This is a genomic window from Gordonia sp. NPDC003504 (assembly GCF_053587995.1).
Genome location: NZ_JBSFPC010000005.1, coordinates 44,214 through 54,363, shown reverse-complemented (window position 1 = coordinate 54,363; position 10,150 = coordinate 44,214). Strand labels below are relative to the sequence as shown.

The 10,150-nt window shown below is 67.8% G+C and carries 11 protein-coding genes; 6 read left to right on the top strand and 5 right to left on the bottom strand.

Annotated elements, in window-relative coordinates; genetic code table 11:
* Positions 1–44 precede the first annotated feature (44 nt).
* Positions 45–398: a DUF6985 domain-containing protein gene (locus ACWDPV_RS11335; protein WP_449743049.1), complete on the bottom strand. Its 354-nt coding sequence runs from the start codon at positions 396–398 to the stop codon at positions 45–47.
* Between the two features lie 40 nt (positions 399–438).
* On the bottom strand, positions 439–1,434 hold the full coding sequence (locus ACWDPV_RS11330; RefSeq protein ID WP_449743048.1) for an LLM class flavin-dependent oxidoreductase: 996 nt from the start codon (positions 1,432–1,434) through the stop codon (positions 439–441).
* 204 nt (positions 1,435–1,638) lie between these two features.
* Between ACWDPV_RS11330 and ACWDPV_RS11325 the strand changes: the two genes are divergently transcribed.
* Both ACWDPV_RS11325 and ACWDPV_RS11320 read left to right on the top strand, forming a co-directional pair.
* A complete protein-coding gene (locus tag ACWDPV_RS11325) occupies positions 1,639–2,445 on the top strand; it encodes an ABC transporter ATP-binding protein (RefSeq protein ID WP_348807556.1) in 807 nt (268 codons plus the stop codon).
* Between the two features lie 86 nt (positions 2,446–2,531).
* Positions 2,532–3,332 carry an NUDIX hydrolase gene (locus ACWDPV_RS11320; protein WP_449743047.1) on the top strand — a complete coding sequence of 267 codons (801 nt, stop codon included), beginning with the start codon at positions 2,532–2,534 and terminating at the stop codon, positions 3,330–3,332.
* Positions 3,333–3,336: 4 nt separating this feature from the next.
* Here the strand turns inward: ACWDPV_RS11320 and ACWDPV_RS11315 are convergent, their stop codons facing one another.
* Positions 3,337–4,290, bottom strand: coding sequence for an alcohol dehydrogenase (locus ACWDPV_RS11315; RefSeq protein ID WP_449743046.1), 954 nt, complete (start codon positions 4,288–4,290; stop codon positions 3,337–3,339).
* 82 nt (positions 4,291–4,372) lie between these two features.
* On the opposite strand from ACWDPV_RS11315, the gene ACWDPV_RS11310 reads away from it, so the two are divergent.
* Both ACWDPV_RS11310 and ACWDPV_RS11305 read left to right on the top strand, forming a co-directional pair.
* Entirely contained in the window at positions 4,373–5,014 is a 642-nt protein-coding gene (locus ACWDPV_RS11310; protein ID WP_449743045.1) for a TetR/AcrR family transcriptional regulator C-terminal domain-containing protein, read from the top strand.
* 61 nt (positions 5,015–5,075) lie between these two features.
* Positions 5,076–5,627, top strand: a complete 552-nt coding sequence (locus ACWDPV_RS11305; protein WP_449743044.1) for a hypothetical protein — start codon at positions 5,076–5,078, stop codon at positions 5,625–5,627.
* Positions 5,628–5,654: 27 nt separating this feature from the next.
* On the opposite strand, the gene ligD is transcribed toward ACWDPV_RS11305, so the two are convergent.
* Positions 5,655–6,644, bottom strand: coding sequence for a non-homologous end-joining DNA ligase (ligD, locus tag ACWDPV_RS11300; RefSeq protein ID WP_449743043.1), 990 nt, complete (start codon positions 6,642–6,644; stop codon positions 5,655–5,657).
* A gap of 370 nt (positions 6,645–7,014) precedes the next feature.
* On the opposite strand from ligD, the gene ACWDPV_RS11295 reads away from it, so the two are divergent.
* Positions 7,015–7,803 (top strand): enoyl-CoA hydratase/isomerase family protein, encoded by a 789-nt coding sequence (locus ACWDPV_RS11295; protein WP_449743042.1) that lies wholly within the window; start codon positions 7,015–7,017, stop codon positions 7,801–7,803.
* 47 nt (positions 7,804–7,850) lie between these two features.
* On the top strand, positions 7,851–8,858 hold the full coding sequence (locus ACWDPV_RS11290) for a class I SAM-dependent methyltransferase (RefSeq protein WP_449743041.1): 1,008 nt from the start codon (positions 7,851–7,853) through the stop codon (positions 8,856–8,858).
* A 3-nt stretch (positions 8,859–8,861) separates the two neighbouring features.
* Here the strand turns inward: ACWDPV_RS11290 and ACWDPV_RS11285 are convergent, their stop codons facing one another.
* Entirely contained in the window at positions 8,862–10,043 is a 1,182-nt protein-coding gene (locus ACWDPV_RS11285; protein WP_449743040.1) for an alpha/beta hydrolase, read from the bottom strand.
* Positions 10,044–10,150 lie beyond the last annotated feature (107 nt).

Here is a 10,150-nt window from a genome sequence, read left to right as displayed (position 1 = left end):
CTGGTCGAGGTGTCCGTGTCCCGCTGGTCGAGGTGCGAGGAGCGCTAGCGACGAGCCTCGAGACCTGGTGAGACAGGGCTGGTTTCGGGTTCCGGTCTTGTCGTGCGGTGGTCTCGACTCGGGCACTCGCTGGCGCTCGCGCCCGGCTCGACCGGCGGAATTGCTGGTTGCGACCAGTACACCGCACCCTCGGGAACGTCGTACCCGCGACCGTAGGCCGATTGGTGGGTCGGGTGTCCGTCGTAGGAGCTGATCCGGGTGGGCGCTTGGCCGTCGGTGAAGACGGTCTGCAAGCCGTGTTCGGGTTCCCAGGCGCATTCGTCCTCGCAGATCACATACCAGTGCCCGTCTCCGAACGTGACGTGCGGTCGCCGGTTGAAGGTGACGTATGACCACACCGCGTCCTCGGCGATGGTGTCCGAACCGCCACGAGTCGCGTCAGGCCGAGGCCACCGACCGGTCGCGCGCCGGCGCCAGATGCTCCAGCGTCCGCAACCAGATCTCCCGGTCCGGCGCGATGGACGCGACGATCACCTCGTCGGCGTCGGCATGTCCGGCGAACCAGCCCAGATAGTCACGCACCTCGGCGGGCGTGCCGACTCCGCTGTAGGTCATCATCTCGTCGATCTGGCGGCCCTGCGGCATCGACAGGATGGCGTCGGCCTCCTCGTCGGTGAAGCGGCGGCCGCGGCCGAACAAGGCACCAACGCGTTGCCGCTTGGCCTGGTGTAGCTGGGCTTTGGCGATTTCGGCGTCGTCGTCGGCGATCACACAGGCCCCGGCGATCACATACGGCTCGCTCAGTTGCTCGGACGGACGGAACTGTTCGCGGTAGATACGGACGGCCTGGGTGAGGGCCGCCGGTGCAAAGTGGGAGGCGAACCCATAGGGCAGGCCGAGCGCGGCGGCGAGCTGCGCGCCGAAAAGCGAGGAACCCAGGATGTAGAGCGGTACGTTCGTACCATTACCGGGTGTTGCCTGCACGCCCTCCACCCGCGTGTTGCCGGTCAGATAGCCCTGCAATTCGAGAACGTCGGACGGGAAATGCTCGGCCGCGGAGATGTCGCGGCGCAGTGCCGCGAAGGTCTTCTGGTCACCGCCGGGGGCGCGGCCGAGGCCGAGGTCGATGCGACCGGGATAGAGCTCGCCGAGCGTTCCGAACTGCTCGGCGATGGTCAACGGCGAGTGGTTGGGCAGCATCACTCCGCCGGAGCCGAGCCGGATCGACGAGGTGCGGGCCGCGATGTGCGAGATGAGCACAGCCGGCGCCGACGACGCAATGCTCGCCATGTTGTGGTGCTCGGCGTACCAGATCCGGGTGTAACCCCACTGCTCGGCACCGATGGCCATCTCGGTGGACGCGGCGAGCGAGTCACCGACGGTTTCGGAGGCGCCCACCTGGGCGAGATCGAGGATGGAAAGCGGCACACTCATATGAGTAGCCAAGGCGTGGTGCTGCCCGACTATTCCGCCCTCGGTCGCGCCGTTCTCGATTACTCGGCGGCAGTGGACGTTTGGCCGGGTGCATCGCCGGCCATCCTCCCCGGGTGTTTGTCACGCGACGGCGGCCCCCGGTAGGGCACGATAGGAACCGTGAACGCCAGTGAGCCGCAAGAGCCGACCACCGACCCCGATCTGATGATCGACTTCCGCGACGTCGCGGTCGTGCGCGAGGGAAACACGCTGGTCGGACCCGTCAGCTGGCAGGTCGAACTCGACGAACGATGGGTGGTGCTCGGCCCCAACGGTGCAGGCAAGACCACGCTGATGCGCATGGCCAACGCCGAACTGTTCCCGTCGTCGGGAGTCGCGTTCGTCCTCGGTGAGTTGCTCGGCAAGGTCGAGGTGCGCGAGCTCTCGACGCGCATCGGTGTCGCCAGCCCGGCCCTGGCCGACCGCATCCCCGACGACGAGATCGTCGCCGATGTGGTGATCTCCGCCGGATACTCGGTGATCGGCCGATGGCGGGAGGAATACGACGACGTCGACCGCGCGCAGGCACTGGAATCCCTGGAGTCGATGGGCGCCGAGCACCTCGCCGACCGTGCCTTCGGGACGCTGTCGGAGGGGGAGCGCAAACGTGTCCTCATCGCGCGGGCCCTGATGACAGACCCGGAGTTGCTGCTTCTCGACGAACCCGCCGCGGGCCTCGACCTCGGCGGACGCGAGGAACTCGTGGAGCGACTCTCCGCGCTGGCGGCCGACCCCGATTCGCCTGCCATCGTGCTGATCACCCACCACGTCGAGGAGATCCCCGCCGGATTCACCCACGCGATGCTCCTCTCGGAGGGGGAGGTCGTCGCCCAAGGGCTCCTGAACAAGGTGCTCACGAGTCGCAATCTGACCAAGGCCTTTCGCCAACAGATCAGTCTGTCGCGCGTCGACGGGCGGTTCTTCGCGCGGCGCAACCGCCGGGCGGGTTCCCATCGTCGTTCGGCGGGCTAACCCAGTCGGTGGTGCCGGGGCGCGCGTCGATAGGGTCGATCGGGTGAGCCCGAGCACACGCTCGGGTGACCGGTAGGAGGCCCGCCATGACAGATACGCCCGCCCCGCTTCGTGACGCCGCGACCGTTGTTCTCGTCCGCGACAGCGATCACGGCATCGAGGTGTTCCTGCAACGTCGCGTCAAGCAGATGGCGTTTGCCGGTGGCATGACCGTGTTCCCCGGCGGTGGTGTCGATCCCCGGGACAGCGACGCCGATCTCTCCTGGACCGGGCCGGATGCCGCCTGGTGGTCGGAAATCCTCTCCACCACAAACGAACTCGCGCAGGCCCTGGTCTGTGCGGCGGTGCGTGAGACCTTCGAGGAATGCGGTGTGCTGCTTGCCTCCACCGCGGACGGTACCTTTCCCGACCCGGCGACGTTGCGCGACGACCGCGTCGCCCTGGTCGACAAATCCCTGTCCTTCGCCGAGTTCCTCCGCTTGCGCGGGTTGACCCTGCGCGCGGATCTCCTTCGGCCGCTGGCGCATTGGATCACACCGGTGAATGAGAAGCGGCGGTATGACACCCGGTTCTTCCTCGCGGCGGTGCCGCCGGGGCAGGAACCCGACGACTCCACCAGTGAGGCCGACATCGCACGCTGGGCGAGCGCGGGGGACGCACTCGAGGCGTGGTCGGCGGGCAAACACTTCCTGCTGCCACCGACGTGGGCGCAACTGACCGAGGTGGCCGGGTTCGCCACCGTTGCCGAGTTGCTGGCCGCGGAGCGCGTGATCGAGCCGATCGAGCCGAAGGTCAGTGCCGGACAAGGTCTTTCCGGTCTAGCCTTCGTCAACTCGGACGACTATTTCGCCGGGCTGGGCACCACGACGCCGAATATCGACCTCTGAGTGCTCAGTCGCCGATCGTGATCACCAGGCGGCCCGGCGCGTCGGCATTCCATGCCTGCGTCACGTCGGGTAACGGCGCGGTGCGGATCGCGATCGGCAGCTCTCCGCTCGCCGCGACGTCAAGGATCTTCGGCAGCTCGCCGAATAGCAGGGCCGGATCGATGGATCCGCCGCCCGACCCGCGGATCGTCAGCGGCCGAGCGCGCAGGATGGCGGCGTCGAGCTGCAATGATCGTCCCGCCATCGCGCCGATCTGGACGTAGTCGACCGGTGTCTGGCGCGCGGTGAGGCTGTGCGCCCGGAGTGCGCCGAGCGCCAGCTCGGCGACCGGCCCCCACAGATAGTCGAGCACGATGTCGATGCCGTCGGCGAACCCCGCGGCGAGATGTTCATCGGCGTCGGCGTCGGCCAACGACACCGTCACCACCCGGGGATCCTCCGCCAGCCGGGCGAGAGCCTCGGCATTGCGACCTGCCGCGATGACCCGCGCGGCACCGAGATGCAGCGCGATCCGGACCGCCAGACAACCCGACGTTCCGGTGGCGCCGAGGACCGCGACGGTTCCGCCGTCGAGTCGCGAGGTGGTCGAGCGCAACGGCATCCACGACGACATCGCGGGGTTGACCACGGCGGCGGCGGCCTCGCTGGTCAGTGCGTCCGGAACGGGAACGGCGAATCCGTTCGGCACGATGGTGCGCTCGGCGATGGTGCCGTACGGGTCTGGGCATCCGCCGGTGTAGACGCGCCGTCCATCGATCAGGCCGACGCCGTCGACCCCGGCGACGAAGGGTAGGTCGTCGCCGGACGAGTAGTGCGCGCCGGCCGCCACGGATCGGACGAGGTTGTGGACACCGGCGGCGAGCATCCGAACCTCGATGACGTCGTCGGTGACCGGCGGCTCCGGGAAGTCCGCGTATCGCGGCGGTGAGGTGAAGTCGGAGACGACTGCAGCTTTCATGATCTCTCCTGAACGTTGTTCAAAATGACGTCTGCTAGCATCGTTGAACAATGTTCAAAAGTCAAGAGAGAGGGGCCGACTCGTGCCACGTGCACAGCTCACCCGTTCCGCGATCATCGACGCCGCATTCGAGCAGCTCGCCGAGGCCGGTCTCGACGGGATCACGGCACGAGCGCTGGCCGCCCGTCTCGGAGTGCGGGCGGGGGCGCTGTACTACCACTTCCGCGACATGGCCGACCTGCAGGACGAGATGGCCTCCCGGGTACTGGCGACCCTGCTCGCCGAACCGGTGCCCGACGGGTTGGCCGACGACTGGCGAGAACTGCTGCGCGCCGGTGGTCACCGAACACGCGAGATCCTGCTGTCGTTCCGGGACGGGGCAAAACTGGTCGCCGGCACGACCCTCGTCGACGACACCGCCCTGCGTGGTCTGGAAGCGCCGGTCCGGGTGCTCGTCGCCGCCGGGATGACGCCGCTGGACGCCCAACGCGCCCTGCAATCGGTCAATGCCTACGTCACCGGATTCGTGATCGAGGAGCAGCATCGCCATCCCGACGGAGGTGCCGATCGCTTCACCGCCGAAGAACGCCGCGCCCGCCTCGATCCGGACGAGCAGCCGCTGCAGTACGCGCTCAGCGACGAGGTGGTGTCGTTGCCGGTCGAGGCATTCGAGTGGGGTCTGGAGGCGCTGATCGCCGGAATCGGCGTGCGAGTGGGGTTGTAGCGCATCGGGTTTCTCAGTCGTTGGCCCGCAGATCGCCCACGCCGAGGCATACGCTCATCCGATGACCGTGTCGACGCCGTCCGGGGTGACCACACGAGCCGCCGACCTGCGATTGCCGCAGTGGGTGGTGATCTGGTTCGTCATCACCGCGGCCATCCAGACCTACGACGCCTGTTATGTGCTGCTGGGATCGGTCTCGCACGAGGGTGGATCGATGGCGTGGCTGTGGCCGGGACACGTCTTCTACTCGTCCTTCGATCACCGCTACGCGGGCGCCGATGCGTTCGGCAGCGCCCAGAGCTGGGCCAACCTGCTCGAGGTGCTGGCGCTGATCTGGGTACTTTCGCGCCGACGGCGGTTCTCCGCGGTCGTGGTGGGACTGATCGTCACGGTCGCCACCTTCTGGAAAACGGTTCTCTACTTTCTCGTGGAGGCGTCCAGTGGTCTGGAGATGACCAGGCAGTCGCTGGAACGGGGCGACGTCGTCGGATTCCTCACGGTCGCGGTACTGCCGAATCTGGTCTGGATCGTCGTGCCCGGCGCGGTGATGATCACGCTCGGTCGGCAACTTCTCCGCGTGGGACGGGCGGCGGCGACGCGATCGGCGCCGTGACCGTGGCCGAAACCGCAGCCGACGACCTCAGTCGAGGTCGACGATGTCCGGGTCGTCGACCTGGGATGGATACCCGGCCTCATCGCCGCCGTCGCGCTCGGCCCAGTCGAGCAGCTCGTCGATGCGAAAGGCAACGTCGTCGATCTCCGCGTGCAGGTCACCGAGCTCGGCGAAGCGAGCGGGCATCGTCGCGATGGTGAAGTCGTCGGGTTCGATGTCCTCGATCTCGGCCCAGGTCACCGGCGCCGACACGGTGCCCCGCGGATTGCCGCGCACCGCGTACGCCGACGCCATGGTGTGATCGCGGGTGTTCTGGTTGTAGTCGACGAAGACCGCGGCCGGGTCGCGGTCCTTGCGCCACCAGGCGGTCGTCACATCGGTGGGAGAGCGTCGCTCAACCTCCCGGGCGAAGGCGTGCGCCGCCTGGCGGACCTGCTGGAAACCCCACTCCGGGGCGATCCGGACATAGATGTGCAGGCCGCGTCCACCGGAGGTCTTGGGGAACCCGCGGATACCGAGATCGTCGAGAACCTCGTGCACCACGCCCGCCACCCGGCGGATGCGGGCGAAGTCGCAGTCGGGCATCGGGTCGAGATCGATGCGCCACTCATCGGGTGACTCCGGGTCGGCGCTGCGCGAGTTCCACGGATGGAACTCGACCGTCGACATCTGCACCGCCCAGATGACACTGCCGAGTTCGGTGACGCTCAACTCGTCGGCGGTACGCCCGTACCGCGGGAACCACAACTGCGTGGTCTGCACCCAGTCGGGCGCCCCCGCCGGAATCCGCTTCTGGTGCACCTTCTTTCCGTCGACACCCTTCGGGAATCGGTGCAGCATGCAGGGACGCTCGAACAGGGCGCGCACGATTCCGTCGCCCACCGACAGGTAGTAGCGCGCGAGATCGAGCTTCGTCTCACCGCGCTCGGAGAAGTACACGCGTTCCGGGCTCGACAGCCGGACCGTGCGGCCGTTCACCTCGAGCATGACGGGTTCGCCGGCCGACGTCGGGCTCATGGGATCTCCTCACCGAGGTCGGGAAGCGGTCCCTGTGGAGTCTGCCATCGCGGCGGCCGCAGTGGCGGTCGCCATGCCCGTGCACTGAATGATCAGCATCGAACGGTGGCGGTCCGGATCTGGGTCGGTGGGGATGACGTCACGCAACGCACCGAGCGTCCAGTGCGCCCGATGGCGTCGCCGCGGTCCTCGCTGCCGAGCGGGCGGTCGAGCTCTCCGATGGCGGACGCCGGGGGCTGAGGGCGGTGACGATGGCAGACCTCGCCACCTCGGTAGCGGTGGCCGACAGATCGTGCGAATCGGGCGCCCCACCCGTCTCGTTGGTCAACCCGGGACGCGATCGGCGGGATCGGACCGGTAGCCTTCGACCATGGCTGAGTTCGTCACTCTCGAAACCTCTGAAGAGCATCCCGGCGTGGGCACGATCCTGCTCCATCGCCCACCGATGAATGCGCTGAACCGGCAGGTGCAGTCCGAACTCGCGGCCGCCGCGGCGCAGGCCACCGAACGTGACGACATCAAGGCGGTCATCGTCTACGGCGGACCCAAGGTGCTCGCGGCCGGTGCGGACATCAAGGAGATGACCGACATGACCTACGCGGAGATGTCCAAGGTCGCCGGGTCTCTGCAGCGTGCGCTGGGTGCGATCTCGGAGATCCCGAAGCCGACGGTCGCCGCGATCACCGGATACGCGCTCGGCGGCGGACTCGAGGTGGCGCTCGGCGCCGATCGTCGGATCGCCGGCGACAACGCCAAACTGGGCGTACCCGAGGTGCTGCTCGGCGTGATCCCCGGCGGCGGTGGCACCCAGCGTCTGGCCCGGCTGGTCGGGCCGTCGAAGGCCAAGGACATGATGTTCACCGGGCGCTTCGTCGGTGCGGCCGAGGCGCTGGAGATCGGTCTCGTCGACGAGGTCGTCGCCCCCGACGAGGTATACAACGCCGCCCTGACGTGGGCCGGACAGTTCGCGAACGCCGCGTCGGTGGCCATCGCCGCGGCGAAGAAGGCCGTCGACCAGGGTCTCGGCGTCGACCTGGACACCGGGCTCAAGATCGAAGAGCAACTGTTCGCCGCGCTCTTCGCCACCGAGGATCGCAAGATCGGGATGGCGTCGTTCGTGGAGAACGGCCCCGGCAAGGCCACGTTCACCGGCAAGTAAGGCGATGGCCCCCGCCGGGGGGCGTCGGAGAGAGGAAACGCCAAGCGATGACGACCACCGAAAACGGGACCACCCCCGAGGGCGGCGCGACCGACGAACAGGGAATCGATCCCGCACCGAATCCGCATGCCACCGCCGAGCAGGTGCAGGCCGCGCTGACCGACACCAAACTCGCCCAGGTGCTCTACCACGACTGGGAGGCGGAGACCTACGACGAGAAGTGGTCGATCAGCTTCGACGAGCGCTGCATCGATTACGCGCGCGGCCGGTTTGACGCGGTGCAGACCGACGAGGGGCTGCCGTATGGGCGGGCGATGGAACTCGGTTGCGGCACAGGGTTTTTCCTGCTCAATCTGATGCAGTCCGGGGTCGCGACCAAGGGGTCGGTCACCGACCTGTCGCCGGGCATGGTGAAGGTGGCGTTACGCAACGCGGAGAACCTCGGACTCGATGTCGACGGCCGGGTGGCCGACGCGGAGAAGATTCCCTACGACGACAACACCTTTGACCTCGTCGTCGGACACGCCGTGCTGCATCACATCCCGGATGTGGAGCAGGCGCTGCGCGAGGTACTGCGCGTTCTCAAGCCGGGCGGTCGGTTCCTGTTCGCCGGCGAGCCGTCGACCATCGGCGACTTCTACGCCCGGTGGATGAGTCGCGCCACCTGGTATCTGACGACCAACATCACCAAACTCGGTCCGCTGCAGTCGTGGCGGCGGCCCCAGGAAGAACTCGACGAATCCTCTCGCGCGGCCGCTCTCGAGGCCGTCGTCGACATCCACACCTTTGATCCCGACGAGCTCGCCGGCATCGCCCGCGCCGCCGGCGCCGAGGGCGTCGACACCGCCACCGAGGAGTTCGCCGCCGCGATGCTCGGCTGGCCGGTCCGGACCTTCGAGGCCGCGGTGCCGGCAGGCAAATTGGGTTGGGGCTGGGCCGGATTCGCGTTCGGTTCGTGGAAGCGGCTCACCTGGCTCGACGAGAACGTGCTGCGCAAGATCGTGCCGCCGAAGTTCTTCTACAACGTCGTGGTGACGGGGACCAAGCCGCAGTAGTCTCTAGGGCCCGACGATCAGATTCTCCGGGAGATTCGCGACGACCGCGGCCATATTGTATTGGGCCATGGTCGATTTCCCGTCGACATCGCGGGTGTAACTGGCGTGGGCGGTGCTCCCGACGCGGGGCACGCCGGTCTTGTCGGTGCCGGCATGGGTCGACAGCCGGATGAGGTCGGCGCTCTCGGCAGGGTCGCTGCCGAAGATGCCGAGTTCGGCGATGGTGTCGCCATCGTTGCGGAGGTAGTAGGCGCGACCGCCGATCAGGTTGAAATCCTCAGGGGTGTAATCCGAATCGTAACCGCGCTCGCCCCCGAGACCGGGTGAGCCGTAGAAGATGACGTCGCTGATCAGCCCGTGGGTCAGGCGTAGCGCTTCGGCGGTCACGAGTGACCCGTAGGAGTGTCCGAGCGCGACGAGATGCGGGCGGCGGTCCGAGGCGGCGGCGATGCCGGCATAGAAGCGGGACAGGATCGGGGCGGTGTCGCGGGCCTTGCCCTCGGTGCTGACGTGGAAGGCGCCGCGAGCGGTCGAGATTCGGCCGCCGGGCCCGGTGAGATTCGGGGTGTCGTAGCCGATCCAGGCGATGGCCGCCACGGTCTCCGGTCCGCGGTGCGCCAATCCCAGCTGCCGGGTGGCTTCCTCACGGAGCAGTCGCGATTCGCCACCCATCCCCTGATAGGGCAGATCGCCGGTGAGTGACGGCGAGATCGTCGTGCCGAGCCCGGGGGTGCTGATGGCGATGTGATCGGCGTGATCCGGGTTGCCGATGGCCACGGCGCAGTGGCCGCGTTCACCGCTGTGCATGTCGAAGGAGATCAGCAGTCGCGGATTCTTCTCGTCGGCGCGTCCGAGTTCGTGTTCGATGGCGCCGATGTCGGCGAGTTTCTTGTCGACGTACCACTTGCGGGTGTCGTCACTGGTGAATGTTCCGCCGAAGCGGTTGTCGGCGAGCCGCTTCTCGAGGTCAACGCTCTGCTTCTGGAGGTCGGCACGCACGGTGGGGAGCATCGCGCGGTTGGCGATGTCGCGGTCGGTGGCGAGGATGCCGTCGGAGTTGCCGATCCACTGCGGATGATCGGTGCACAGGCGGGCACGCTCGGACTCCGGGAGGCCGGCCCACCACTGGGCACGGGTGACTGCCGGACCGTTCAACTCTTCGGGACGGTGATCGCTCGACTTCACGCCGTGAGATTAACGCGAGCGACCGGGCGGATGCCCCGACATGCCGGTGCCGAACGGACCGGATGGACCGACGACGGCGGACCCGGGTGGTCCGCCGCGGCCCGGAC

What these genes read in the sequence shown, in the direction of transcription:
- ACWDPV_RS11290 (WP_449743041.1), top strand. Translation starts at nt 7,851, where the DNA reads ATGACGACCACCGAAAACGGGACCACCCCCGAGGGCGGCGCGACCGAC.
- ACWDPV_RS11330 (WP_449743048.1), bottom strand. Translation starts at nt 1,434, where the DNA reads ATGAGTGTGCCGCTTTCCATCCTCGATCTCGCCCAGGTGGGCGCCTCC.
- ACWDPV_RS11295 (WP_449743042.1), top strand. Translation starts at nt 7,015, where the DNA reads ATGGCTGAGTTCGTCACTCTCGAAACCTCTGAAGAGCATCCCGGCGTG.
- ACWDPV_RS11325 (WP_348807556.1), top strand. Translation starts at nt 1,639, where the DNA reads ATGATCGACTTCCGCGACGTCGCGGTCGTGCGCGAGGGAAACACGCTG.
- ACWDPV_RS11305 (WP_449743044.1), top strand. Translation starts at nt 5,076, where the DNA reads ATGACCGTGTCGACGCCGTCCGGGGTGACCACACGAGCCGCCGACCTG.
- ACWDPV_RS11320 (WP_449743047.1), top strand. Translation starts at nt 2,532, where the DNA reads ATGACAGATACGCCCGCCCCGCTTCGTGACGCCGCGACCGTTGTTCTC.
- ligD (WP_449743043.1), bottom strand. Translation starts at nt 6,644, where the DNA reads ATGAGCCCGACGTCGGCCGGCGAACCCGTCATGCTCGAGGTGAACGGC.
- ACWDPV_RS11315 (WP_449743046.1), bottom strand. Translation starts at nt 4,290, where the DNA reads ATGAAAGCTGCAGTCGTCTCCGACTTCACCTCACCGCCGCGATACGCG.